The 26585-nt window shown below is 59.7% G+C and carries 24 protein-coding genes; 9 read left to right on the forward strand and 15 right to left on the reverse strand.

Features of this window, described 5'->3' with window-relative positions; translation table 11 throughout:
• Positions 1-224: 224 nt before the first annotated feature.
• Both K6T12_RS00005 and K6T12_RS00010 read right to left on the reverse strand, forming a co-directional pair.
• Positions 225-689 (reverse strand): ferritin-like domain-containing protein, encoded by a 465-nt coding sequence (locus K6T12_RS00005; RefSeq protein ID WP_222218197.1) that lies wholly within the window; start codon positions 687-689, stop codon positions 225-227.
• 147 nt (positions 690-836) lie between these two features.
• Positions 837-1769 carry an ADP-ribosylglycohydrolase family protein gene (locus tag K6T12_RS00010; RefSeq protein WP_222218199.1) on the reverse strand — a complete coding sequence of 311 codons (933 nt, stop codon included), beginning with the start codon at positions 1767-1769 and terminating at the stop codon, positions 837-839.
• Between the two features lie 160 nt (positions 1770-1929).
• Between K6T12_RS00010 and K6T12_RS00015 the strand changes: the two genes are divergently transcribed.
• From K6T12_RS00015 to K6T12_RS00025, 3 genes are all read left to right on the forward strand, one after another.
• A complete protein-coding gene (locus tag K6T12_RS00015; RefSeq protein ID WP_222218201.1) occupies positions 1930-2487 on the forward strand; it encodes a hemerythrin domain-containing protein in 558 nt (185 codons plus the stop codon).
• A gap of 161 nt (positions 2488-2648) precedes the next feature.
• Entirely contained in the window at positions 2649-3731 is a 1083-nt protein-coding gene (locus K6T12_RS00020; RefSeq protein WP_222218203.1) for a hypothetical protein, read from the forward strand.
• Between the two features lie 30 nt (positions 3732-3761).
• The gene (locus K6T12_RS00025; RefSeq protein ID WP_222218205.1) at positions 3762-4253 is read left to right on the forward strand and encodes an MOSC domain-containing protein; all 492 of its coding nucleotides are present in this window, start codon (positions 3762-3764) and stop codon (positions 4251-4253) included.
• Positions 4254-4392: 139 nt separating this feature from the next.
• On the opposite strand, the gene fusA is transcribed toward K6T12_RS00025, so the two are convergent.
• Positions 4393-6444 (reverse strand): elongation factor G, encoded by a 2052-nt coding sequence (fusA, locus tag K6T12_RS00030; protein ID WP_222218207.1) that lies wholly within the window; start codon positions 6442-6444, stop codon positions 4393-4395.
• Between the two features lie 627 nt (positions 6445-7071).
• On the opposite strand from fusA, the gene K6T12_RS00035 reads away from it, so the two are divergent.
• Positions 7072-7443 carry a hypothetical protein gene (locus K6T12_RS00035; RefSeq protein ID WP_222218209.1) on the forward strand — a complete coding sequence of 124 codons (372 nt, stop codon included), beginning with the start codon at positions 7072-7074 and terminating at the stop codon, positions 7441-7443.
• 119 nt (positions 7444-7562) lie between these two features.
• Complete coding sequence (locus K6T12_RS00040) at positions 7563-7982, forward strand: DUF3775 domain-containing protein (RefSeq protein WP_222218211.1); 420 nt, start codon at positions 7563-7565, stop codon at positions 7980-7982.
• Positions 7983-8002: 20 nt separating this feature from the next.
• On the opposite strand, the gene K6T12_RS00045 is transcribed toward K6T12_RS00040, so the two are convergent.
• From K6T12_RS00045 to nosR, 7 genes are all read right to left on the reverse strand, one after another.
• A complete protein-coding gene (locus tag K6T12_RS00045) occupies positions 8003-8968 on the reverse strand; it encodes a zinc metalloprotease HtpX (protein WP_222218213.1) in 966 nt (321 codons plus the stop codon).
• 201 nt (positions 8969-9169) lie between these two features.
• The gene (locus tag K6T12_RS00050; protein ID WP_222218215.1) at positions 9170-9682 is read right to left on the reverse strand and encodes a nitrous oxide reductase accessory protein NosL; all 513 of its coding nucleotides are present in this window, start codon (positions 9680-9682) and stop codon (positions 9170-9172) included.
• On the reverse strand, positions 9682-10509 hold the full coding sequence (locus K6T12_RS00055) for an ABC transporter permease (RefSeq protein ID WP_222218217.1): 828 nt from the start codon (positions 10507-10509) through the stop codon (positions 9682-9684). The genes K6T12_RS00050 and K6T12_RS00055 overlap by 1 nt, the downstream gene beginning before the upstream one ends.
• Entirely contained in the window at positions 10506-11417 is a 912-nt protein-coding gene (locus tag K6T12_RS00060) for an ABC transporter ATP-binding protein (RefSeq protein WP_222218218.1), read from the reverse strand. Before K6T12_RS00060 ends, K6T12_RS00055 begins: the two co-directional genes overlap by 4 nt.
• A complete protein-coding gene (locus K6T12_RS00065; protein ID WP_222218220.1) occupies positions 11401-12759 on the reverse strand; it encodes a nitrous oxide reductase family maturation protein NosD in 1359 nt (452 codons plus the stop codon). Before K6T12_RS00065 ends, K6T12_RS00060 begins: the two co-directional genes overlap by 17 nt.
• A gap of 102 nt (positions 12760-12861) precedes the next feature.
• A complete protein-coding gene (gene nosZ / locus K6T12_RS00070; protein WP_222218222.1) occupies positions 12862-14769 on the reverse strand; it encodes a TAT-dependent nitrous-oxide reductase in 1908 nt (635 codons plus the stop codon).
• Between the two features lie 46 nt (positions 14770-14815).
• Entirely contained in the window at positions 14816-16969 is a 2154-nt protein-coding gene (gene nosR / locus K6T12_RS00075) for a transcriptional regulator NosR (RefSeq protein ID WP_222218224.1), read from the reverse strand.
• Between the two features lie 870 nt (positions 16970-17839).
• Here nosR and K6T12_RS00080 point away from each other — a divergent pair.
• Together K6T12_RS00080 and K6T12_RS00085 are read left to right on the forward strand one after the other, a co-directional pair.
• On the forward strand, positions 17840-18427 hold the full coding sequence (locus K6T12_RS00080) for a VOC family protein (protein WP_222218226.1): 588 nt from the start codon (positions 17840-17842) through the stop codon (positions 18425-18427).
• Between the two features lie 53 nt (positions 18428-18480).
• Positions 18481-19752: a HupE/UreJ family protein gene (locus K6T12_RS00085; protein WP_222218228.1), complete on the forward strand. Its 1272-nt coding sequence runs from the start codon at positions 18481-18483 to the stop codon at positions 19750-19752.
• 139 nt (positions 19753-19891) lie between these two features.
• Here K6T12_RS00085 and K6T12_RS00090 read toward each other — a convergent pair whose 3' ends face one another.
• Positions 19892-21481 carry an ABC-F family ATPase gene (locus tag K6T12_RS00090; protein WP_222218230.1) on the reverse strand — a complete coding sequence of 530 codons (1590 nt, stop codon included), beginning with the start codon at positions 21479-21481 and terminating at the stop codon, positions 19892-19894.
• A gap of 276 nt (positions 21482-21757) precedes the next feature.
• On the opposite strand from K6T12_RS00090, the gene K6T12_RS00095 reads away from it, so the two are divergent.
• Entirely contained in the window at positions 21758-22117 is a 360-nt protein-coding gene (locus K6T12_RS00095; RefSeq protein ID WP_222218232.1) for a nuclear transport factor 2 family protein, read from the forward strand.
• Positions 22118-22282: 165 nt separating this feature from the next.
• Here the strand turns inward: K6T12_RS00095 and K6T12_RS00100 are convergent, their stop codons facing one another.
• Positions 22283-22930: a TetR family transcriptional regulator gene (locus K6T12_RS00100; protein ID WP_315853540.1), complete on the reverse strand. Its 648-nt coding sequence runs from the start codon at positions 22928-22930 to the stop codon at positions 22283-22285.
• A gap of 212 nt (positions 22931-23142) precedes the next feature.
• On the opposite strand from K6T12_RS00100, the gene K6T12_RS00105 reads away from it, so the two are divergent.
• Positions 23143-23715, forward strand: coding sequence for an O-methyltransferase (locus K6T12_RS00105; protein ID WP_255611443.1), 573 nt, complete (start codon positions 23143-23145; stop codon positions 23713-23715).
• A 127-nt stretch (positions 23716-23842) separates the two neighbouring features.
• Here K6T12_RS00105 and K6T12_RS00110 read toward each other — a convergent pair whose 3' ends face one another.
• The 3 genes from K6T12_RS00110 to K6T12_RS00120 all read right to left on the reverse strand — a co-directional run bounded on the left by K6T12_RS00110 (position 23843) and on the right by K6T12_RS00120 (position 26562).
• Complete coding sequence (locus tag K6T12_RS00110) at positions 23843-24601, reverse strand: gamma-glutamyl-gamma-aminobutyrate hydrolase family protein (RefSeq protein WP_222218234.1); 759 nt, start codon at positions 24599-24601, stop codon at positions 23843-23845.
• Between the two features lie 75 nt (positions 24602-24676).
• Positions 24677-25996 carry a TRAP transporter large permease gene (locus K6T12_RS00115; RefSeq protein WP_222218236.1) on the reverse strand — a complete coding sequence of 440 codons (1320 nt, stop codon included), beginning with the start codon at positions 25994-25996 and terminating at the stop codon, positions 24677-24679.
• The gene (locus K6T12_RS00120; protein ID WP_222218237.1) at positions 25993-26562 is read right to left on the reverse strand and encodes a TRAP transporter small permease; all 570 of its coding nucleotides are present in this window, start codon (positions 26560-26562) and stop codon (positions 25993-25995) included. The genes K6T12_RS00115 and K6T12_RS00120 overlap by 4 nt, the downstream gene beginning before the upstream one ends.
• Positions 26563-26585 lie beyond the last annotated feature (23 nt).

A 26585-nucleotide genomic window follows, 5' to 3' on the forward strand; every position in this document is an offset into this window, starting at 1 on the left:
GTTCGAAGAGAATAGGAGCCGGGGCCTCATCTACAGGGCAGTCTTTTCGACTTCGCAGCCCGCCTGGCTCACCGGCTCCTTGCGATGGGCGGTAGCTAATCACCCATCAACGAGAGATACAAGCAGCCCGCTCCGAGGGCGACATCCGCGAACGGTGCCAGTCTCATCACGGTCGGCAGCCGAAGGTGATACCAAGCCCGCAGCCGCGGGCACCCGTTACGCTTTTACTCCTCAACCACGCTGGAGACCTCGCCCGGCCGGCGCAGCATCTTGTCGATATCGCCGATATGCTGCTCCTCCTCGGCAATCATCCGGCGGGAATATTCCTCCAGGAACACGCTACGTCCCTCGGTCAATGCCAGCAGCCGGTGGTATTTCTCGACGCCGGTGCGTTCGAACGCCAGCGACTCCAGCAGGATGTCGCGAATATCGTGCTTGTGGGTTTCCAGCAGGGTGCCGATCCCCAGCGAAGGGTGCTCGCCCAGATGGGTGACCAGTTCGCCGGCCTGGATTGCGTGCAGCATGGTTTCATCGGCAGCGGACCTGAACCAGCTGACAATCGGAATCCGGCCGAAGCCGAATACCATGAATGAATAGTGGGTATAGCGGACCACGCCGGACAGTTCGTGCTCCAGAATCTCGTTCAGCTGGGCGACAACTTCAGCTTTGTTATCCAGTGGTTCCAACATCGGGGACCTCCTCGACCACCCGGTTGCGGGGTCCCGCCGGCCTCCGACCGCTGCGGGCGGGACGGTGAACGAAGCCTGTTCTCACTATAGCAGCGCGAGCCGGCAGGGAGACGCCCCGGCGGCGATCCTAACATTGTCCGTGGCAAGTCAGCCGGTCGATTTCGAACCGGCAGGCACCAGCCGGTCCGCCAGCTGCGCCGCCACTCTGCCCAGCCGCTGACGCTGCTCCAACCGTTCGAGATATTCCTCCGGCAACGCGTTCAGGCCGCGCGCCGCGCCCCAGATCGCACCGGCCATCGCGCCGATGGTATCGACGTCGCCACCGCAGCGGACGATGAATTGCTGCATCTCCAGAAAGGGTTTATCGATAAACCTGAAGCCGAGATAGATCGCCGTCACGACCGATTCGCTGGCGGCGATGCCATGGCCCAACCGGGTGACCACCTCAGCCGGCTCAGGTGCCGCCTCGCTCTGCAGCCAGCCCTCGGCCAGCGCCAGCCTCGCCTGGAACAGCTCGGTCTGACAATGCTCCGCCAGGCGATTGCAGATCGCTTCGGGCTCGACCGATGCCAACGCCAGCGAGGTGGCCAGGGCGATCAGCACCGCCCCGTCGATCGCCAACGGGTGAGCATGGGTGATCTGTGCCGACAGCCTGGCCGCCTCGATCAACGCCTCGGTTTGCCCGACATAGTAGAGGCCGATCACCGGCGCCCGCATCGCGGCACCGTTGCCGTAGGAACCGTCCGGATAGATCGCCCGGTTGGCCTGGCGCCAATCCTCACCACGTTTGATCCGCTTCAACAACCGCGCCGCACCGGGGCCGTAGCCGCGATGCCAGCGGTAGCTGGCGGCGAAGCGCCGGGCCAGCGCATCCGGCTGCAGGCCCTGTTCGGCCAGCAGCGATTCCGCCAGGTCCAGTGCCATCTGGGTGTCGTCGGTCCAGCACAGCTGGCCCGGCCGCGTCTTGCCGATCAGCCACCAGAGCCCCTGCTCCAGCGGCCCGCCCTCATATGGGGCGCCCAGGGCATCGCCCAGCGCCAAGCCAAGCAGGCTGCCCGTCACGCCGTTTCGATCCATCATCGTCCGCCTCCGAACCCCACCGGTCTCCTAAGCTTAACGCCCCTTGCGTCATGTGCACTTCTTGATATCGATCATTCTCGGGCCGCCAGTGCTTCGCATAAGCTGGAATCTACCGCCAATTGGCAGCGCAAGCCGTAAGCTCAAGCTGGAGAATCCGCAGATGACCACCAAACCCGACAACTCCGCTGCAGGATGCCCGGACAATCCATTGACGGACTTTTCCAACTGCCACAGCGGCATCATCGACAACTTCGAACGACTCAGGGAGCTGGCCGGATCGGTTATCGAAGATCCGGTACAAGCCGAGATCCGCCAACTGGCCGACAAGCTTTACAACTTCTTCCATCGGGTGGTGTTGGAACACCATGCCGAGGAGGAGCAGGAGCTGTTCACCGAGGTGGCCGACAGCGCCCGCAACGGTGCCGACGGCAAGGCCGCCAAGGCGATGATCAAGCAACTGACCAACGAGCACCGCCAGCTGGAGACCCTGTGGCGGCTGATCGAACCGGATATCAGGCAACTCGCGAAAGGCAAACGGGTGGAGCTGGATCGGGTGACCGCAATGAAGTTGGCCAACGAGTACCTGGCCCACGCCCGCTTCGAGGAGGAGCAGTTCCTGCCGCTGTCAGCCAAACTGCTCGGCGAGCGCGGCCTCGCCTCACTCGGCCTGTCGCTGCATATGCGCCATGCCGAGGTCAGCATTCCCAACTACATCTGATCGCATTTCCCCCTGCGGGCGGGCCGCCATGGCCGGCCCGCCTCCTCATTTTCAATAGCTCCTACACTGAACAGGAGGCCGTTGGCATTTGCGGCGGCCCGGCGTAAACCTGTTTCCCCCTGACATAAACAGAATATACAGACCGCACGGGAGAACCGGCCATGGCCAAAGATCCCGAACAGCTATTGCAACAGAGCGAGCCGCCGCCCGATCTGCCTGAGACCGCAGCCGATCTGGAACAGCTGCTGGCCCGTTGCAGCGAGCCGCCAGCGATACCGGCCGGCAATATCTTCCCGATCGAGTGGCATACCGACACCGAAGCGCTGCTGAAGATCTACGAATCGGCCCGCCGGCAATCCTGGACGCCGGCCGAGCTGCCCTGGCAACGCCTCCAGCCGGCCGATTTCACCCCTGACCAGCGCTACGCGATCGCCTACTGGTTCGCCTGCCTGGCGGTGTTCGACAGCTCCGGGCCGGCGGTGTTCGCCCGCGCGCTGATCCACACCTACGAACAGCATGAGGAGGACCCGGTACGCAAATGCTTCTTCCTGATCGAACGGGACGAGGTCAACCACGAGGAGGTCTGTCAGCGCGCCATCCAGACCCTGACCCCCAACGGACCGCTCGGCTACACTCCGGAAACGACGCTGGGCAAGCTGGCGCAGCACAATATCCGCTGGTACTTCCATAACGGCGCCCGCTACTGGCAGGGCTTCAAGCAGGGAGTCGAACGCTACCCGCTGGCAATCCTGTTCGCCTCCTTCCTGATGGGCGAAGTGGCCGCCGCCACGCTGTTCCAGCAGATGCATCAGCGCTGCCGTATTGCGGCGCTGAAAGAGGCGTTCGGCAAGGTGGGCCAGGATGAAACCCGCCACCTGCGGATTTGCCTGACGCTGCTGCAGCAGCTGCTGCCGCGGCTCGGCGACGACGAGAAACAGCAGATCAGCAAACAGCTGCGCGCCGGCTACGTATTTCTCAGCGGTATCCTGTACGAACCGCCCGAGCAGTTCTGGCAGCTACCGGACAGCTGGCGGCCGGCCCACCAGCTGCTGGAGCGGCAGGCCGCCGACGCCGGCCTGGGCATCCTGTCGCTGGATGAGCGCCGCGAGAACTGGCGCCAGGCACTGCTGCGCATGAAGGGGCTGGTCGAACCGCACGGTATCGCCTTCCCGGCGATTCCGGAGATCGGCATCGACGGCAAGACGGTCGCCTTCGACCCGGCGGAGATCATCCCGGTTTTTTAATTACCTGTTCACCGGTCTCGGGAAGTAACGATGAAATCAGCAGCTCGGCTGCTCAGCCGTTATACGGAAAAACTGCCGCCGGGCCGGCTGGAGTGGATCGGGCTGCGCCCGCAGCGGCGCGGCGAGATGCAGATCGTCGAGCAGGCCGAAGCAATCGCAGAGCAGGGGCTGGCCGGCGATCACCGCAGCCGCGGCACGGCCGGCTCAAGCCGCCAGGTCACCCTGATCGCGCTGGAGGAGATCGAACTGATCGCCCGTTATCTGGGCCTTGAGCGGATCGCGCCGGAGCTGTTGCGACGCAACCTGGTGGTGTCCGGTATCAACCTGCACGCGCTGCGCCACCAGCGCTTTCGCATCGGCGATGCCGAGTTCGAAGCGACCGCCTACTGTCACCCCTGCTCGCGGATGGAACAGGCGCTCGGCAAGGGTGCCGTGGCGGCGATGATCGGCCACGGCGGCATCTGCGCCAAGGTGGTCCGCAGCGGCCGAATCACACTGGGTGACCGGCTCGAAAAGCTGTAAAAAAGCAGCAATCGCCGCAAGGGCGCGCTTCCTACACTGGAGAGAACCGGTGGAAGGCGCGCCCGCGTGGTCCGACAATCCGGCGATCACCCGGCATCCCCGACACTCCATTAGCAGCGTGCCCGGAAATATTAAAAACTCAATCGGTGTCTGCACCGGGCCGGTAGGCGGCCATCAGCTCCTGCTGCACCTTGGTCGGCACCGCCTCGTAATGGCTGAACTCCATCGTGAAGCTGCCCTCGCCACCGGTCAGCGATTTTAGTTTCGACTGATAGCCATCCATCTCCGACAACGGCAGCTGGGCGGAGATCTGTACCCGGTTCTGCGGCAGCACCGAGGTACCGTTGATCAGGCCTCGCTTAGAGGAGATATCGCCGGTTATATCGCCGACGCTGTCGGCCGGGGTGAGGATCACCGCATCGACGATCGGCTCCAGCAGGATCGGTTTGGCCTGGTTGATCGCATCCAGGAACGCCTTCTTGCCGGCAGCGACGAAGGCCACTTCCTTGGAATCGACCGAGTGGTGCTTGCCGTCGTAGACCGTCACTTCGATATCCTGCAACGGATAGCCAGCGATGGCGCCGGATTCCAGCACCTGGTGCACACCCTTCTCGACGGCGGGGATGAACTGCGACGGGATCGCGCCGCCGACCACCCGGTTGACGAAGCGGAACCCCTCGCCCCGCTCCAGCGGCAATATACGTAGAAACACTTCGCCGAACTGGCCTGCGCCGCCGGTCTGTTTTTTGTGACGGTAGTGCCCCTCGGCCGGCATGGTGACGGTTTCTCGATAGGCGATGCTGGGCGGCTGGGTATCGACATCGACGTTGTACTGCTCGCGCATCCGTTCCAGCACCACCCGCAGGTGCAGATCGCCGGCACCGTAAAGCACGGTCTCATTCAGCGATGCACGGTGCTCTATGCGCAGGCTGGGGTCTTCCGCCACCAGCTTATGCAGCGCATCGGACAGTTTCTGCTCGTCGCCGCGCCGGGTCGGCTTGATCGCTACACCGCACATCGGCGGATGCAGCTCCAGCGTTTTCAGATGGAAATGATCCTCATCGTGGGAATCGTGCAGCACCGCGTCGAAGTGGATATCGTCGACCTTGGCCACCGCGCAGATATCGCCGGGGCAGGCCTCGGCGACCTCCTCATGCTGCTTGCCCTGCAGTTTCAGCAGGTGGGCAACCTTGAACGGCTTGCGGCCATCGCCGATAAACAGCTGGCTGTTGGGGGTGACCGTGCCCTGGTGGATGCGGAACAGGCCGAGCCGCCCCATGTAGGGGTCGACCATCACCTTGAACACATGGGCGACCACATGCTGATCCGGGTCCGCAGTCACATCAACCGGCTGAGCCTCCTCACCCTCGCCCTTCAGGAAAGGCGGCGGATTGGCCTCCAGCGGATTGGGCATCAGCCGGGCGAAGATCTGCAACAGCTCGTCGATACCGGCACCGGTGCGGGCCGACACGAAACAGACCGGGATCAGGTGCCCCTCGCGCAACGCCTGCTCGAACGGCGCGTGTAGCTGCTCGGGACTGAGCTCCTCGCCCTGCTCCAGATAGAGCTGCATCAGCTCCTCGTCGACTTCGACCACCTGGTCGACGATCGCATCATGCGCCTTGGCCACCGAGGAAAACAGGGTCGGCGTGTCACCGTGCTCGAAAAAGCAGTCGACCACCGCGTCGCCCGAGGCAGCCGGCAGGTTCAGCGGCAGACATTCGGCGCCGAACTGCTGCTGAATCTGCTCCAGTAGAGCGGCCAGCTCGCTGTCCGCGGCATCGATCTTGTTGATCACGATCATCCGGCAGAGTCCGCGCCGAGCGCTGATTTCCAGCATCCGCTGGGTCACCTGTTCGATGCCCAACTGGGCGTTGACCACCACCGCCACGCTGTCAGCAGCCGGCAGCACACTGATCGAGCGGCCGATAAAATCCGGGTAGCCCGGCGTATCAAGCAGATTCACATGACCGCCACCGTGGTCGAAACTGCACAGCGCCACCTCCAGCGAATGCTGCAACAGCTTCTCCTGTTCCGTGAAATCGCACACCGTGTTGCCACGCTCGATCGTGCCGGGCGTGTTGATCGCACCGGCGCGATGCAACAGGCTCTCGGCCAACGTGGTCTTGCCCGCCCCCGCATGGCCCACCAGCGCGATATTGCGGATATTTTCCGTTTGAAACCTTGGCATGCTGCACCTCCCAGCACCAACCATCCCGTGTTTCACCGGCGACGCCAGACGCCGCAAGCAACCGATATCTTTTTTGAGAGTAGTCCACTGTGCCCGGCTTGGCGGGAACAGCCGGCTAAACGAAAACCAAAGGCCACACAGGCACCCAGCCCAGTCCAACCCTGACCATGACCAGCATCTTCAGCAATCCGCTCTCCAGACAGATCTGGGACTCCCGCTATCGTGACCGCCACGATGGCATGGCTGAAAAATCGATCGTCGACAGCTGGCTTCGGGTTGCCCGGGCTGCCGCTGCCGCCAAGCCAAGAATCGCGACGACTGGGCCGCGCAGTTCCTCGCCATCCTGAAGGGATTCAAATTCCTGCCCGGCGGGCGGATCCTGGCCGGTGCCGGCACCGAGCGGCGAGTGTCGCTGATAAACTGTTTCGTGATGGGCAATACCGAGGACCAACAGGTAAATCAGCTGTTTGAGAAGGCCTATAGATTGGGCTTAAAGGCTGTACTCTGTTCCGCCCGGGAGCCGTGCGCGGCGAAGTGCTGTCCAAGCGTGCCGATATCTGATCAGCTTTGCCATCTCCCCCACCTGCGCAAGCTACGCTTAGGATAAAGCGCAGAAGGAGGGTCAGAATGTACGACTGCCTGCTCGAGTATTCGGATAATATTCAGGAGCGCTTCACCAACCAGGAGCTGTTCTATTCCCTCCACAGTCTGCTGTGCCAGACGCTGGGGATTCGCCAAGAGGAGATCCAGGGCCGCGCGCAGGTGTTCAACCGGTACCTCATCGGCAACGGAGACGAAGAAAACGCCTTTATTCAACTGACTGTCCGTACTCCCAGCCCGCTCGATCAACGCAACAAGATAGAGCTGGCCGACAAACTGGCGGCGCTGTTACAAGCCGAGTTTTTCTATTCCTTTCAGCAGCTGCATTGTGCCATCAGCGTCCGCATCGTCGGACAGGACCCTACGGACCATATCAAAACCCTGACGTCCGACGGTTGAACAATTAGCCCTTTGAAACAGGCGGTTCTTTGTACTATCAGGAAAGTAGGCACCGAGCGTATAGGCCTGCAGCCTGGCTGCATCCGACGGTCGCCACCCATAACCATAGGGGTAGCACCATGTTGAACCTGAATTCCGAAACGGTCTGCCTGCTGATCGAGAAAGCGCGCGAGTTTCACGCCAAGGAAGAGGTGGTCATTCCGGAGGAACCGGACAGCCCGGCCGAAGACTGGGCACGCCAGACACTGGCCGACCATAGCAGCGACCTGACCTACCAGGAAGTTAAAAGTCTGATTGACGACCTTGAACCGGACCAGCAGCTCGAACTGGTGGCCCTGATGTGGCTGGGGCGCGGCGACTATGAACTCAGCGACTGGCAGAGCATTCTCAAGGATGCGGAGGACTCCCATAGCGAATACATCGCCGAATACCTGCTGGCCAAACCGCTGCTGGCAAGCTATCTGGATGAAGCACTGAACCAGATGGGCATCAGCTGCCAGCAGGAGATCGAGTTCGACAACTTCGGCATGCGGCTTTGAGTCCGCCGGCGCAGCATCGCTTAGCGCCAGATATCGTGGAAGATCCGGTAACGGGGCCGTCCCTGGTGATCAAAACCGGTTGGCCTTACCCAGAACGGATTTGACTGTTCGTTCAGGGCCGACGTCAGGGTCCCGGGGGTCTTCAAGGCGTGCAACCGGCGCACCCGCTCTTCGGTATCCGGATGGCTACGTAACAGCGAGGGGTTGGGGTTGCGGTATCCCGAGTCAAGCAACCTTCGCCAATAGCTCATCTCCTGACGGTCCAGCTTGTAGAGTGCGGACATCAGACCATCAGGATCACCGGTCAAGCGGACCGCTTCCAGATCGGCGGAAAACTCCCGGGTGCGAGACAATGCCATCTGTAAAAGTGCGCTGAGCATCGGTGCTACGAACAACAAGCCGATCAGCAGTGGCGATATGAAGCCTTCTCCTAACAGCAATAGCGGCAAAGACACCAACACCAACAGCAATCCGATCAGCGACATGAAGTGGGTCAGTCGACTGACGGTATCGGCCAGCGCCATGATCCGCATATCGTTGCCGGCGATATGGCTGGTTTCATGGGCCAATACGCCTGCCACCTCGCGTAGATTCAACCGTTCCAGCAGTCCGCTGGTGACGGCGATAGCCGCCCTGCCCGGGCTGCCAACGGCAAAGGAGTTCAAGGCAGTGCTCGGTATCCAATAGAGCTCCGGCACGGCACTCAGCCCGGCCCGCTGGGCCAACTGCGAGGTAACCGCGTACAGTTGGCCCGCATCGGTCGGCGTCAGCCGGCGGGCCCGATAGGCATGTAGCACCCAGCGGGGCGAAACCGCCGGAAGTAGCAGAAGCGACAGGGCTACCCCGACGAACACCGCCAGCCAGACCCCGCCGCCGAATATCAGCTCTGCGCAGATCGCCAGAATCAACGCCATCGCACCGATCAGCAGGATGGTCTGCAGCAGGTTTATCCGTTTGCGCTTGGCAACGAGCTTGGGATTCAGCATGGCCAGGAAATTCCGCGTTAGCGCCGGCTCTCAATGGGGTGAGAGCCTGTTGCACTCTAACGGAAGTATACCCGACTACACAGCGCCCAAGATGCAAGACGCCCGCAGACTGAGCCAACCTTCTCGCGGTCGGAGCCCGCTGCTACAGGGCTCCGTGCTTCGTAGCAGCCCCGTAACAATTCGAGAGGTTGCCAACCACCCTCAATGCCCATGCGACAACCGTTCCAAGGTCACCTCGGAGAAACTGGCCAGCTTACCGCCGTACTGGCTGGCAAAGGCTTCGGCGTCCGTCTTGTGCTTGAAGCTGGCGAGGGTCGGTCCCATCGCCCCCTTGCGGGAGGAACCGAGCACATACCAGGCCTGGCGGCCATCGATGAAGGTTTCGTCGTCCGGGTGATCCCAGGGCGTCACCGCCATATCGTGCACGAACACCGATTGAACATTGTGGGTGTGCTCCGGGTCCAGCAGGTAGGCGAACAGGTCACGGGTTGAACAGAATTTCTTGCTGCCCTGGTGGCCCCGCTCATACAACTGCCCCTTGGGCCCGGGGAAGTTGCCGATAAGCATGCCGCACAGGTGGCACTCCTCACCACTCTCGATCGCCATCGCTCGCTGCACCGTCTGCTGCTCAGCAGATTGCTCATTGCATCCGCTTAGCAGCGCCGCCAGCGATAGAAAAAGTGCGCCCACCAGTCCTTTGTTTAACACACGCATCACAGTGATCTCCGGTTAAAGATTGCCAGGGTTGCCGTCACCGGCAGCAGCAGCCACACCAGCAGACTGCCCAGCAACGCGGCGGTGGACAGCCGTACATGCTCGGCAATAGCCATCAGGCCACTGAGCTGCTGGTCGGCGAAATAGCTGATATTGACCAGACGGAATATATCGGTCGGGTTCAGCAGCAGCAGGTAGGGGAACAGTTGGGCATCGACATCGCCCTGGGTCGCAACCAGCAGCCCCAGCAAGCCGAGGTCGAACACCAGCACGAACAGGAACCAGACGATCAACGCCAGCCCCGCCGCCTTGGACTTTTCGCCGACCAGTGCGCTGATCAGATAGGCGAAGGCCACGAAGATCCAGCCCAGCAGCACCGCCGACAGGATGAACAGGCCATAGGGAACTAACATCTCCGCCCAACTGACGGTGTCGGCAAACAGCCCCATGATGATCGCCGCCGAACCGAAACCGACCAGCGTCGAGAAGGCCATGATGGCGCCATGGCCGCACAGCTTGCCGAGCAGCAGTTGCCAGCGCGCCAGCGGATAGGTCAGCAACAGCAGCAGGGTGCCGCTCTCCTCCTCGCCCACCAGCCCGTCATAGGCCAGCATCAGCGCAATCAGCGGAATGATGAACACCGCCAGGCTGGCCAGGCTGACGATGGTGGTCGACAGTGAGGTAAATCCGACCTGGCCGGCGGCGGCGGAGCCGAAATAGGCCAGCCCGGTCGCCAGGATGGCAAAGATCGCCGCGATCGACACCACCCAGCGGTTGCGCAGGCCATCGCGGAACTCTTTGCGGGCAACGGTGACAATGGCGTTCATTGCGACTCCTCCTGCAGTTGATGGTTGCCGATAAAGTGGCTGTAAAGGTCCTCCAGCGACGGCAGGTGCAGTTCCAGATCACTGACGCCGGACACAGCCAGCAGCTGGCGCATCACCGGCATCTTGTCAGCCAGCGCTACCTGCAGACGCAACCCGTCGCCGTGACGGGTTGCCTGCCGCTGCAGGGATTCCGGCAGGCGGATATCGCTACCCTGCAGATTCAGCGTGACCGGCAACCGGGCCTGCTGGCGCAGCTGCTCCAGGCTGCCTTCGGCCAGTAGCTGGCCCTGGCCGAGAATCAGCGCCCGATCGATATATTTCTCAACGCCGGGCAGTACATGAGAGCAGAGCACCACGGTACAGCCCTGCTCCTTGAGCTGGGCGATCCGATGGTAAAAATCTTGGGTGGCGATCGGGTCCAGACCGACGGTCGGTTCATCCAGTAGCAACAGCTTGGGTTCGCCGAGCAGCGCCTGGGCCAGACCGAGCCGCTGGCGCATCCCCTTGGAGTAGGTTTTCACCCGCCGACGGGCGGCGTCGGCCAGGCCGACCTGCGCCAGCAACCGATCGCACTCGCTACGCGTCACCCCCTTGAGGTTGGCGAAATAGCGCAGTACCTCCAAGCCGGTCAGCTGCTCGTAGAAACTGACGTTCTCCTGCAAAAAACCCAGCTGGCGACGCTGACGGCGGGCCGATGCCAGGGTCGGGTCCTCGCCGAATACCCGCACCTCACCACCGCTGGCCTTGATCAGGCCGAGAATCAACTTGATAGTGGTAGTCTTGCCGGCGCCGTTATGGCCGAACAACCCCAGCAGTTCACCCTGCTTCAGTTCCAGATCCAGGCCCTTCAGCGCATCGACGCCCTGATAGCGTTTCTGGGCGTTGTTCAATTCAACTATGTTTGTCATGTTCAGACTCCGCATCGTTGCCGTCCCCCTCGCCGCCTTCGGCATGGGCTTCGTCGGGGACCAGCGCGGGAATACTCATCAACGGATGGCTGTCCACCACCCCTTGCGATTTCAGTACCGGGAACTGCCGTTGTACCCAGCGTAGTGTTTCCACCGCCGGGCTGTTCAACAGCACCTTGGCGGCGGGAAATTTCCACAGCAACCGGTCGACGCCATCGGTGGGCTCATAATGGGTATCGCCGATACCATCGGCGTTCATATCCCAGCCCAGATAATCACTCCAGTAATTGCCGGCCCCCTCGTGGGACCAGTCCTGATGGCGGGTAGCGACATATTTGACCTGCTCGCGGTTGTCGATAAAGGCGTTGCCGCTGAGAATATTGTTTTCGGACCCGGCGGTCAGGTGCACTCCCATATCGCTATGGCTGAAGTGGTTGCCGATAATCTTGTTGTACAGCGAGTTGTAGATGAACAGCGCCTTGCCTTCCGGCCGGGTCGATACCTGCTGCATCATCGGATTGCGGCTGTTCTGCACACCGCTGATCAGGTTGTTGCGAATCGTCGAATTGGTGATGTAGTTCATCAGGATGCCGTAGTTGGCATCGTTCTCCGACCGGTTATTGGTCACAGTCAGAAACTTGGATTGCATCAAGGCATAACCGGTGCGGGTATTGCGGGTGTGATTGCCGCTGACCCGGTTATGGTAGGAATACATGTAGTGCACGCCGTAACGCAGGTCGTGCAGGTAATTGCCAATCAATTCGTTTTTGTTGCTGGTATCGATATAGATACCGTCCCGGGTGTGCCAGACCTCGTTGTGCTCGATCCGCGCACCGGTCACGTTGAACAGATGAATGCCGTTGCCACGGTCCGCCGAACGCACGGCGGTATTACCCTTCACCCGGTTATGGCTGATCCGCACATCGGCGGTCGCGTCCACCCAGATGCCAAAGGTATCGCCATGCAGATAGTTGCGTGCAATACGCGCACCGGTCGCCTGTCTTGCGACAAAGATACCGGAATCCAGAGTGGTCAGATCATCGCCCCAGTTGCGGATCTCCAGCTGCTCCACCGTCACATCGGGGGCCTGAATCTCGAGGGCGTGCTTGCGTCCCATGCCATCAAGCACCACGCCGGCTTCACCACGCAGGGTCAACGGTCGGGTAATGACAAAATTGCCAAGGTAGGCACCGGGCTTGAGCAACAGCAGATCGCCTGCATCCGCCTGGTCCAGTTGCTGCTGCAGATTCTGATCCGGCGTGACCGTCCAGGTCGCCGCCTGCGCCGAATCCAACATCAGCCAGCCAGTCAACGCAACGATGGAGTAACCCAGTAACTTCATCGACATCTCCAAAGAGCAGAAGGCCCGGCACCCAAGGATGCCGGGCTCGGAGGCTGCCAGGCTGAACAGAGGTTCAGCCCGGCTGACTCACTATCCGGCCGATCAGGCCTTTTCAACCAGCATACGTCCGCGCATCTCCATATGCAGTGCGTGACAGAACCAGTTGCAGTAGTACCAGTGAACCCCCGGCTGGTCGGCCACGAAGGTCACCGAGGCGGTCTGCTGCGGGCTGATCTCCATCTGCACGCCATGGTTGACCATACAGAAGCCGTGGGTCACGTCCTCGATCTGGTCGAGGTTGGTCACCACCACGGTGACCTCATCGCCCTGCTTGACGGTGAACTTGTCCATGCCGTAGCTCGGCGCCACCGAGGTCATGTAGACCCGTACCTTGTTGCCGTCGCGGATCACCTTGTTGTCGGTTTCCAGATTGACGCCGTCGGCCTTGGCCATCGCCACGGTGGAGGCGAAGGTCGGGTCCTTACGGTCATACAGCTTGCGGGTTTTCACCTTGCTGCGGTGCACGATCATGCAGTCATGCGGCTCGGCATAGGTCGGGCCATCGTGGATCAACACCATCTCGTCGCCGGAGATATCGATCAGCTGGTCGTTCTCGGCATGCAACGGACCACACTGCAGGAACCGGTCTTTTGAGAACTTCTGCAGCGAGATCAGGTACTTGCCATCGGCGTCGCGGGTCTCGCCCATGGTGGTGTGGTTGTGGCCCGGCTGGTAGTGCACATCCAGCTTCTGGACGATGTAGTTAACCTTCTCGCCGTTGTATGCCTTGATCGCCTTCTCGACATCCCACTTGCAGACCTGGCTGTCGATAAACAATGTAGTGTAGGCGTTGCCGCGGCCATCGAAGGCAGTGTGCAACGGCCCCAGGCCCAGCTCCACTTCGGCCACCACGGTATCGCGCGGCTTGATCTTGCCTTCGAACAGCGCGTCAAACTTATCCAGTTGGAATACAGTCACGGTCGGCGACAGCTTACCGTTGGCCACCGCGTATTTGCCACCCGGCGCGGTGTTGATGCCGTGCGGGTTCTTCGGCACCGGCACGTAGGCGGTCAGCTCGGAGCCCTTGCGACCGTCCAGCACCGGCACCTTGGAATCACCCAGGGTAGTAAACTTGCCGGCTTTGACCGCCGCTTCGATCCGCTCGATATTGAAAATCACCAGGTGGTCGCGCTCGGCACGCATCGAGCCGGCCAGATCGACCGCCCCTTCGGAGTTGTAGCAGGTGGAGAAGGCGTACTTGCCGGTGTAGTCGGCATCGGTGTTGTCCAGGTTGCCGTCCACGATCACCTGCCAATCCACCTCCATGGTTTCGGCATTGACCGCCGAGAACATGGTGAAGTACTTGTCGATCGCATCCATTTCACTGCCGTCATTCGGATGCGGCATGCGGAATTCCGCGTTGGCGAACACATACTTGGTATGCGGCACCTTCTGCACTCGCAGACCATGGATCGCCTGGACGTTCGGGATGGTGGTGATCTTGTCGGTCTTCATGATGTCGCCGCGGATACGGGCAACACGACTGTTGGCCTTGTCGTTGATGAAGATGTACTTACCGTCGTAATGCCCGTCCGTCATGCTCATATGCGGGTGATGGCAGTCACCGTTCAGGTGCCCGGTGTTACCCAGTACTTCCTTACTCTCGTTGGTAATACCCCAGCCGGTGGCGCTATCGGTATTGAATACCGGGATGCGCATCAGCTCGCGCATCGACGGCAGACCGAGGACGCGCACCTCGCCGGAGTGGCCGCCGCTCCAGAAACCGTAGTATTCATCCAGCTCACCCGGCCCGACATGTGCCGATGCGGGCCCCCCCTTAGCCGCCTGCGCCGTGGCCGGCAACAGCGACGCGCCGACACCGGCTCCCGCCGCACCCATCAGGGCTGCCGAACCGCCCAGGAACAGACGCCGGCTCATCTTCACATGTTCACTGGCCTGAGCGTCTTCGGTGTCGATCTTGGGAAGATGCTTGTCCTTCGGATTAATCATGGTAGGTCTCCAGTTTTGATTGCGATCCCAGTACGTCGGTCGGCATTCAGCTGACCGGCTCGCTGACATCCACGGTGGGAATTCGTTTCGCCTCCGCCTGCTTCAGCGCCTTGCGCTTCTTCTGCACCAGCGGCGGGCATTTGTCGTGGTTGTAGTAGGTCATCTGGCAATCCAGGCAGTAGTGGCACTCGTTGGCGTTGATCTTGCCATCCGGGTGGATCGCCTGGATTTCACACTCGTTGGCGCAGATACGGCAGGGTTGGCCGCACTCCTTGCGCCGTTTCAGCCAGTCGAACAGCCGGATCTTGGCGGGAATCGCCAACGCGGCACCCAACGGACAGAAGTAACGGCAGTAGACTTTGCGGGTGAAGATCGATACGAACAGCAGGCCGCCGGCGTACAGCACATAGCCCCATTCACGCTGGAACTTCAGCATGATGGCGGTCTTGAACGGCTCCACCTCGGCATAACGCTCGGCTTCACTAAGCGACTCCAGCGAGATCGCGAACAGCACCAGCAGAATGATGTACTTCACCGCCCAGAGCCGTTCATGAAGCCCGAACGGCGGTTCGAACTGCTTGATCTTCAGCTTGCGGGCCAGTTCGTTGATCAGCTCCTGCAGTGCGCCGAACGGGCACAACCAGCCGCAGAAGATGCCGCGTCCCCAGAGCAACAGGGTCATGGCGACGAAACCCCACAGGATGAACAGCATCGGATCGAGCAGGAACACTTCCCACTGGAACCTGCCCATCAGCGCATGCACGAAGGTGAACACATTGACGATCGACAGCTGGCCGAGGGTATACCAACCGATGAACACCACGGTGTAGACCAGGAACAGCCGCCGGAACAGATGCAGGTACTTCGGATAGCGCACCGCCCAGTCCTGCAGGAAGATCACCGCGGTCAGCAGCACCAGACTGACGCTGAGCACGCCGATCTGGAATGCCCGGTCACGCCAAACCGAGACCCACAGCGGCTCCGGCTCGGCTTCCGGCTCCGCCACCACCGGCTGTGGCCGCTCGATATACTGCTCCGGGGTGCTGTAATCGCCGAAGAAGCTGGTGAACACGCTATCCAATGCGCCGACCTGACGCCGTACCAGCAGCTCCAGTTGCCAGGGCTTGCCGAGGTCGAACTCATACTGGTTGCGGACAATGAACAACGCCATCTCCATGAAGCCCGGAAAACCGTCGATGAAGACATCGTCCAGCCGGTAGTAATCGGTGTCGTGGAAGCTGATCACCTTACCGTCCTGGCGCAGCTGGGTACGGTCGAAGATACCGCCACGGACATAGCCGTTACCCTTGAACGAGTAACGCCCCTCGCCCATCACCGCGATCACCTGATCGCCCGGCTTGATTTCGCCCATCAACCAGTTGTACTGGCTGTCGCCCAGCAGGTTGCGGCCGATGGTCGGAATGTTCACCGGCGCGTAGTACAGCTCGATAAACGGCTGCTGGCGCTTCTGTTCGCCATGCCCGGGTCCTTCGGCCGCTGTGCCCTTGAACGCTTCGTCGATATCGCCGCGGGTCAGGTACAACCGGCGAATAGAGCCATCGCCGGTCAGCTCCGACCAGCTCGCCTGGCGGTGGAGATCGGTTTTGACGGTAGCAGGCGGGGTTTTGGCAGTCTTGGACAGCCCGGCGATGCCGAGCTCCATCGCCACTTTGCGGGCGGCACGCATGATGGTCTCGTTGACCACCATCACGGTGACGGTGGCGCCGGATACCGCATCGACGCTGATCACGTCTTCGCTGTTGGCGGCACCGACCCGCACCTTATCGGTGATCTTCAACTGCCGGTACTGATCGGCGAAGTCGAACAGCTTCTGTTCGGGAATACCCACCAGCAGAATCGGCTCATGGTGCTCGAGCACCTGGCTGTGACGGAAGTTACCCTCGGTATCGAAGGCCACCAGCATATTGATCGGTTTGCCGGAATAGGCGGCGATATCGACCACATCGTCGCTTTCGAAGGCGTAACCGATCAGTTCCTCGCCATCGAACAGCTGGCGGACCAGCATTTCGCTATCGCCAACCGGCGCTTTCTCGCCGATTCGGTCCGCATCGGGAAACGCCTGACGCAGCGCCTCCAGCTGGGAGGATTCAGGCACCGGCACCATGGCAAAGGAGTTGGACAACCCCAAAAGAAGCAGCAATACGACCGTAAGCAAACGGCCGACAACAAAGGAGATCATGCTGGGCCCCACAAAAATGTAATCTAAGTACAACTTTATATTGGCCAGCATAGGCTCCCTGCCCTTAAAGAGTAATGACATGCGTCAAATTGTCGCAGGTAAAGAGCCACCTCTTCAGAGGTAGCAGGCCCTGAAGGCCAATGAGAAAGGATAGAAACCGATCTGGATATACCGGTCATCTGGTTCACCTCCCTGTGTTTGATACTGCCTGGTCTGCTGACGCCATGGTCCGTCACTCAAGACCGACCGACAGTCCGTTTTGCTTCCTATCAAGCCGTTCAGCTTAGACAACAATGCACGTTTAACCAACAACGACTGCTGAGACCAAGGTCGATGAAGCCTCAACCGGGCCCATACTGAACGACCCATGCGTCGATCTGATGACAACCCGACCGGAGACAGTTGCCGGAAGCCACGTGCTGACGATTTTAGGCCACGGCAGGGTGTATCAATGTCGAGTTAAGCAGCGAAGAACGTCGGCATCGACGTGACGCTTTCGATGTGTCTTATCGACGCCCTACAGGAGCAGACCGATGTAGACTCATGTCCAGTGCTCGAAACGGTTGCCGATAAATTCCGTTAATACCTGAACACCAAGTTCGAGGGGCACGACGATTTTTTGTGGAGCTGGCTGACACACTTTGTCGCGCTCGCTGCTGCGACTGTCTGTATCAATGCAACGGACTGCTGTCACCGCTCCTCCCTCAGACCGACTGAATCGCCTCTATGAAAACCGCATGGTCAGCGGCTTTCCGCCGACGACCAACTCTGTTTTATGCCGTTGCGAAACTCTGGCATCCCTTTTGCTGAATTCCGCCGGTAGTTCAACTACTCCGAAAAGCTAGTAAAAAAACAAAAAGGATGTCTTAGATGATGCAACAACTACCCAATAGGCTTTGCATACTGCTGCTCGCCATTCTATGCCCCCTGGCCAACGCAGCCACGCCCGGTATGCGAGGCACCGACCATTTCGGCTTTACCGTGCCGGATGCCGATCAGGCCGTGGATTTCTTTGTCGAGGTGATGGGCTGCCAAGCCTTCTTCACTATCGGTCCGTTTGGTCCCTTTGAAGACGATTGGATGAAGGAAAACCTTGATGTGAATCCACGCGCCGAGATCCCGGTAGCGCACTTGGTACGTTGCGGCAACGGCACCAATTTTGAGGTTTTCGAATACAAGTCACCCGACCAGCGCCGGGCTCAGCCAAAAAACAGTGACATCGGCGGCCACCATATCGCCTTCTACGTCGACGATCTGAATGCCTCCATCGCCTATATGAAACAGCGTGGCGTACGCTTCCTCGGCAAACCGCATCCGTTTACCGATGGTCCGCTGGAAGGGCTGACCTGGATCTATTTCATGTCACCCTGGGGGATGCAGATGGAGCTGGTTTCTGCACCAAACGGAAAGGGTTATGAGAAAACCACCGCCTCCCGCCTGTGGGATCCGCGCGACTAACCTTCCCTTCATCCGAACGACAGCGGCGGTCCGCCGCCGCTGCAGGTACCGCCATGCACAGCAAACCGTACCGCTGGCTGTGCTGGTTGCTGGTCGCCATTGCCCTGGCGACCAGCGGCACCGCCAGCGCCCATTTTCAGAACCACCTCGCCCGGATTGTCCATATCGAACCCGCCGACAGCGGCAGCTGGCTCTATGCCCGCCTGCCATTGGCCGCCGTGTTACTACCGGAAAACTGGCAACCTGGCGATCCGGTACCCTACAGCATCCTCAACGTAGACACTGATCAGACCGGGCGTCCTGACACCTTGCTGCTCGATAGACGGGCACTGGTCAGAGACCCAATACTACTGCGTGAGCGCTTAGGCCAGGCATTACTGCTGGAATCAGATCTGGAGCTTGCCTCCCCAGCCCCGCAGATTAAAGCTATTCGTATCGAACCGATCAGCGAGCGTAGCCCTTTCAGTCATCTACCACAGATCCGCGCACAACTGACCGAACCGCTATCCCTCCCGGTACAACCGCTGCTAGTGGCCGATGCCGTGATCGATTACCGCGCTTTTTACCCGGGGCTGACATTCGACAATATCAAGTCCGTTACCAGCAGCCGACATGAGTGGCCGGATATCGCCGCCCGCTCGATCAATATCCTGACGCTACACCGCCCCGAAGGTCGCCAACGCCAGAGTTCGCAGGGGCCGCTGTACGCCGAGTTGCAAACCGTATCCACACGGGTATCGCTACTCAGTCAGATTCGCGTAGGCTTTCACCACGTGTTGATCGGCCTGGATCATGTCTTGTTCATGCTGACCCTGATGCTGGCGGCACAGCACTGGCGCAGCTTCCTGCGCAGTTCGCTCGCCTTTACCCTGGGCCACTCGCTGACCCTGGCGCTAGGCACTGCAGGCTGGATTGCGGCATCTGGCTGGTTTGTTTCAATGATCGAAACCGCCATCGCACTGACTATCCTTTACAGCGGTGTCCTCCTGCTGCTCGGCAAAGGCGATCGCCTGCTGGCGGGCCGGGTATTCCTGATCGGCCTGCTGCACGGGTGCGGTTTCGCCTTCGTGCTGCAACAGGCCAGCGGCAGCGCACCCGGCGACCTGTTAATGGTTTGGTTCTGCTTCAATCTGGGAATAGAGCTGGGTCAGCTGTCCATCTATCTCGCCGCCACCCCGCTACTGTTTTTGATAAGGCAATATTGGCCGCTGGAACGATTTGGCCCGCAACCAGCGTTGGCGCTGCCTTGCTTGTTGATAGCCACGTTCTGGACCCTGGAGCGTGGTTTCGATTTGGCCGGGGCTTTGGGCTGGATATCGACCTGACGATCACTGACACCTCAATGCAGGACTACGGTTGGTTGGGCTATTGACTATAAGTTATACCCAACCAACTGTATCGGCCTCTCCTGCTTCGTTGACCAGCGATGGTCCGCCACCGCTGGCCATGCGGGGATCAATAGAATCAGGCGGCTTCCTGGCTGCGCAGGTAGTCTTCGTAGGTACCGTGGAAGTCGACGATACCGGTCGGTGTCAGCTCGATGATACGGGTCGCCAGCGACGACACGAACTCGCGGTCATGGCTGACGAACAGCAGCGTGCCCTCGTAGTTTTCCAGCGCCAGGTTGAGCGACTCGATCGACTCCATATCCATATGGTTGGTCGGCTCGTCCATCACCAGGATATTGGGGCGCTGCAACATCAACTTGCCGAACAGCATGCGGCCCTGCTCGCCACCGGAGATCACCTTCACCGACTTGTCGATCTCCTTCTGCGAGAACAGCAGGCGGCCGAGGGTACCGCGGATCACCTGCTCGTCATCGCCCTCCTGGCCCCACTGCGACATCCAGTCGTAGAGGTTCGACTCCTGTTCGAACTCGTGGGCATGGTCCTGGGCGTAGTAGCCGATATTGCTGTTCTCGGACCATTTAATCGTGCCGTCACTGGGCTCGAGATCGCCGACCAGGCACTTCAGTAGCGTCGACTTGCCGATACCGTTGGGGCCAATAATGGCAATGCGCTCACCGACACCGATGTGCAGGTTGAAGCCGGAGAACAGTTGTTCGTCGAAGCGCTTAGCCAGGCCTTCGACCTCCAGCGCGGTACGGTGCAGTTTCTTGTCCTGCTCAAAGCGGATAAACGGGCTCTGGCGGCTTGACGGCTTGATCTCGTCGAGCTTGATCTTATCGATCTGCTTGGCGCGGGAGGTGGCCTGCTTCGATTTCGAGGCGTTGGCCGAGAAGCGGCTGACGAAGGTGCGCAGTTCGGCGATCTGTGCCTTCTTCTTGGCATTGTCGGCCTGCATGCGCTCGCGCGCCTGGGTTGCGGCGGTCATGTACTCATCGTAGTTGCCGTGGTAGATGCGAACTTCGCCGTAATCCACATCCGCCATATGAGTGCAGACACTGTTCAGGAAGTGGCGATCGTGGGAGATGATGATCATGGTGCAGTTGCGCTCGTTGAGCACGCCTTCGAGCCAACGGATAGTGTGGATATCCAGGTTGTTGGTCGGCTCGTCGAGCAACATGATGTCTGGGTCCGAAAACAGCACCTGCGCCAGCAACACACGCAGCTTCCAGCCCGGTGCCACTTCACTCATCGGACCGAAGTGCTGCTCCACCGGAATGCCAACGCCCAACAGCAGCTCGCCGGCACGGGACTCGGCGGTGTAGCCGTCCATCTCAGCAAACTCCGCTTCCAGCTCGGCGGCACGGATGCCATCCTCCTCGGTCATGTCCGGTTTTGCGTAGATCGCGTCGCGTTCGGCCTTCACCTTCCACAGTTCGTCGTGGCCCATGATCACGGTATCGACCACGCTGTACTGCTCGTAGGCGAACTGGTCCTGGCGCAACTTGCCGATACGTTCGTTCGGATCCTTGGAAACGTTGCCTGCGGACGGCTCGAGATCGCCGCCGAGGATTTTCATGAAGGTCGACTTGCCACAGCCGTTGGCGCCGATCAGGCCGTAGCGGTTGCCGTCGCCGAACTTGACGGAGACGTTTTCAAACAGCGGCTTGGCGCCGAACTGCATGGTGATGTTCGCAGTGGTCAGCAATGATTTTTACCGAATAGATTGAGCGTGAAATGATGACAGATCGGACTGGAGAACGATCTGCAAAGTGCGGAAAAACGGCCGGCATTATGCCATAGCAGGGCCATTGTACCAATGCGGCACCGGTTAAAAATGACCGTGGCTTGCGTATTCGAAACAGCATCGCTCTTGCTACCACCTATGCTTTATTCAACTGCCAAACGGCGCCCCCCTTTTTAGGTGCTGCTTCGGGGTGAGCGCATAGCTCGAACGTTCAAATTAATCGAGGAGGACAAACCCATGCGATTAGCAGATATCGTACAGAGAGGCTGGCAGGCAGTCGGCAGCGGAGATTTCGATACCCTGGTAGCCGACTACGTGGAGGAGATGACATTCATTATGCCGGGGCAGACCGACATCCTTGAGGGTAAACAGGCATTTCGTGCGGCGTTGGATGGCCTCGGAGAGATTCTCCCGCCAGGTTTTGAGATCACAGAGCTGCGTCAGATCGAAGGGGACGATGAGGTCGTATCTATCGTTGCGTGGAGATCCGAAAAGGTGGCAGGCTCCCAACTGGCCGTGCTGTTCAAGTTCACCGGTGACAAGATCTACCAGGAGCGCTGGTTCGTCGATACCGAGCAATGGAAGAGCGCTTTCTGAACTCGCCATTCTCATATGCATATCGGGTTTGAAATACGGCAGCGGCACGATGCGGAGTAAGACCATCCATCACGGGGCGCGGATGATCAACACACTCGCCTATCAGGACGCTGGCCCGAGATGCTAGACGTTTTACTGTCGGGCAGCCGAATACACAAAGCAACTTTACTCCCTTAAACGCTGCAGATAGCCGCAGAGCATCTCCGCCACAGACTCAGCCAGATTGTCCACCTCGGTCTGGGAACGTCCCTCCTCGGAAACCTGTTTACCTACAGCGGCCAGGGTTGTCCGGACAACATCGGCGGCCATCTCACGTTCAGTCAATGAGGCATCCGGTAATACCTCTGCCATAAACCGCATTACGAGGCGCGCGGTGGACGCGCGTTGTTCAATTGTCTCGACAGCGTCACGGTAAAGCGGCGCAGCATCACTCAACGCGACCCGAAAAGCCGCCTCTTCGCATTCGGAACGAAAGAAGGCGCGGGTCACCAGCCGCAGTCGCTCGAAAGGCTCGATAGTTGAATCGACAAGAATACCTTCGAGCAGCTCGCCGGTCTGTTGCCATTCGTCCGTTTGCAGGCGGAACAGGATCGCTTCCTTGTTTGGAAAGTACTGATAAAGCGATCCCACACTGACGCCGGCAACTTCGGCGACACGCGCGGTGGTAAAACATTGCGCACCTTCATGGGTTAAAACGCGAGTTGCCGCCTGCAGGATATCGGCGACCAGGCGCTCCGAGCGCTTCTGTTGTGGCTGCTTCCTGGCTGCAATGTCGGGGCTTTTAGCGGGGTTCACAAACGTACGGCGGCTCACAAAGGGCGTCTCCCAATGCAAATAGAGAATGCGAATAGAGAATGCGACGAACCATTCGTATTCTATTCGGGTGCTTAACGAGGCGCTATTAGCCCCAGGAGATTTCTATGACCACCCCGCAATTGCCGACACTGACGAGTCCCCCACTATCCACCCTGTTGGCGCGGCTTTTTACCGACGCCGATGCCTCCCGACAGGCGATGGAGAGGGAAATGAATCAGCTCTCGCCAGAGCAGAAAAGCTCGCTGATGAGCAGTGACTATCTGACCTTGTACACCCGCGCCAAAGCTTTCCATATGGCGATCTCACGCCAGACCGGCACGCTGTTGTACATGCTCGGCCGTGCCTGCCGGGCCCGCACGATCATCGAGTTTGGCACCTCGTTCGGTATCTCGACGCTGCACCTGGCCGCCGCGCTCAGGGACAACGGCGGCGGGCATCTGATCAGTACCGAATTCGAACCTTCGAAAGTCGCCCGGGCACAGCAGAATATCGCCGCCGCAGGCCTGTCCGACCTGGTCGAGATTCGCGCCGGCGATGCCATGGAAACGCTGGCGCGGGATCTGCCGGATACCATCGATCTTGTGTTTCTGGATGGCGCCAAGAGCCTCTATCCGAAGATCCTGGCTCTGCTGGCAGACCGCTTGCGGCCCGGTGCGCTGATCGTGGCGGACAACGCAGACGCCAGTCCGGAGTACCTGGCGCAGGTCCGTTCATCCAGTGGACGGTACCTGTCCGTACCCTTCGTTCAGGATGTGGAGCTGTCGATGAGGCTCGCCGTCTAGCCTGAGGGACCGTTAAATCGCGTGATCAGCGATAATTTTTAATAAAACGCAGGAGACGTTGCGAGGTGCTGTCGATATACACACAGCATCGCCTGCGCCAACGTCCCCTGCCCTTTGCCTTACTCCTCTATATCACTGCCGACTGGCAACCCATTGCGGCTCTCTCTGCATAGTCGGCAGCAGCCTCGATCAGTGCCCGAAAGACCCGTCCCTCCCCTTCATTGATCTGGTACTCCGGATGCCACTGGAAGCCGAGGCAGAAGCTTTGGCCGGGAATCTCGATCGCCTCTATGACCCGGTCGGCGGAGACCGCACTGACCAGGATCTCCGGCGGGATATCCTTCACCGACTGGTGGTGAACGCTGTTAACCTCGACACGGCCTGCACCGAACAACCGGGAGATACAGGTGCCCGGCGTAAAACTGACGCTGTGGCTGGCGACATCGTGGGGTTCCGGCTGCATATGCTCCAGCGGCGCTTTGACGCCGGTCGGGATGTCCTGAATCAGCTTGGCGCCATGGGCGACCGCGATCAGCTGCATACCGCCGCAGATGCCGATCATCGGCAGATCCCGCTGCAACGCCCCGAGCACCAAGCGGCGTTCGAACTCGGTTCGGCCCTCCTTGGTGACCAGCCCGCCCTTGATATCCGTCTCGCCGTAAAGCTCGGGCTTGATATCGTACATGCCGCCGCTGATCACCAATCCGTCAACCAGGTCCAGGTAGGCATCTATCTGATCGACGTCATGGGGCAGGCACACCGGCGTACCGCCGGCATTCTGGATTGCGGTGCAGTAGTTTTCCCGCAACGCATACCAGGGCTCTCTGGCATAGGTGGACTGATATTCGATATCCAGCGTAATACCAATGTAAATTGAGCGACTCATGTGTGGTTCCTAAAAACAAAATATATTGAATGAACGCGCCAGTAGCAGCGTATTAACGTAAAGATGCAGCAAGCATTAATTTGACAGCGACTGATAATCCAAAATGAGTTCCGGCAATAGCAGCGACAGTTCTGGAATAAACGTAGTGGCAACCAGCACCGGAAAGTAACCGAATAAAATAAAGGCCAGTGAATAGCCGATCATACGAGGCAATGAGGAATTACCGATCAAGCCCGCAAAATAGAGAATCGGCGCGGTAGGCGGCGTGATAAGCCCCATACCGAGATTTACACCGACAATCGCGCCAAAGTGAACCGGATCGACGCCCAGGCTCTGGGCGACGGGCAGCAGCATCGGCGATGCCAGCAGCACGCCGCTGATGTCATCCAGAAACATCCCCACCAGCAGCAGGAACAGATTGATCAGCATCAGCAACACCAGCTTGTTGTCGCTGATGCCGAGCATGAACTCCAGCACCGCCTGAGGGACGTTTTCCAGCGTCCAGATACGGGCCAGCATCGACGAGAAGAACACCAGTATCATCAGCACCGCCGCGATCTGGCCGGTCTTCCAGGCCACATCGGAAAACGAGCGGAACGACAGTCCGCGGTAGATGTACAGGGCCACCGGTATCGAATAGACCACGGCAATGGCGGCCGCTTCCGTCGGCGTGGTGATGCCGCCGTAAATGCAGCCCAGGATGATCACCGGCATGGCCAGTCCGAACGCCGCCCGCTTGGTCTTGCACCAGACATCCAGCCGGCTTTCCCGAAACGACTGCGCCGGCGGTTCGATAACCGGCATCTTGCGGGTCAGCAGATAGTTGATCACCGACAGGCAGCTGATCAGCAGCAGCGCCGGAATGATCGGTGCCAGGAACATGGCGGTAATCGAAGTATTGGTGACCCAGCCGTACAGGATCATCGATGAACTCGGCGGTATCAGCAGCGCCAGCACCGAGGATGCCGCGACCAGCGCCGTGGCGTAGCCCCGGTCGTACCCGCGCTCCACCATCTTCGGGATCATGATGGAGCCGATGGCGGCCACCGCGGCGGTCGACATACCGGAAATGGCACCGAAGATCGCGGTCGAAAAAACCACCACCACGCCCAACCCGCCTTTGACCCGCGCCATCAGGCTTTCCGCCAGGTCGATCAGACGATGGGCAATCCCTCCGCTGGTCATCAGGCCGCCGGCGAAGATATACAGTGGGATCGCCAGCAGAATCAGCGACGACAGTTTGCTGAATCCCGACGACACCAGGAAATTGCTGTTGGAAAAATCTCCCATAAAGAACATGAACAGGGCCGCCGCCGCGAAGCACAACGGGGCCGGGACGCCCAGGAACAGCAACCCGATCAATATAATGGCGTCAACAATCACTTCGATGCTCATAAGGGGGCCGTCTCTTCTGTCGTGTAATTTTTCTTTTTGTCATCCAGCTCGGCGAGAGACTGGTAGCGTTCCTGTTTTACAAAGCAGATCACCCGCCCGACAAACTCCAAAGTTGAATAGAGCTGCATCAACAGCAGGCCGAACACCATCGCAAAGTGGACGTAATAGAGCGGAAAACGAAGCTCCGGCGATTTAGGCGCGCGCCGCACGCTCCACTGAAAATAATCGACACATATCCAGAGAATACAGGCCACGATAACCAGCGAGATCAGGCTGACCAGGATATGGTAAAAATCTTTTTTGCGTGGAGATTCCAGCATTAGATCGATCACGCCGGCGCAAATGTGGTTGCCACGATAGGTGCCATAACCCGCACCGGTAAAATACAGCCATACGGCAAGATATACGGCAATCTCCTCCACGCCAAAGAGCGGCAGATCAAACAGGTAGCGGATAACCACCTGAACAAAAACCAGGGAGGAAAAGGCAACCATTGCCGCCCCCATAATGATTTTCTGAGACAGCAACAGGCCGTGGTGCAGTCTGGTCCAGATACCTGCGTTCATTCATTCACCTGTGTCTGGTAGTT

Origin of the sequence: Marinobacterium arenosum, from assembly GCF_019795155.1 — a bacterium.
Lineage (GTDB): Bacteria > Pseudomonadota > Gammaproteobacteria > Pseudomonadales > Balneatricaceae > Marinobacterium_C > Marinobacterium_C arenosum.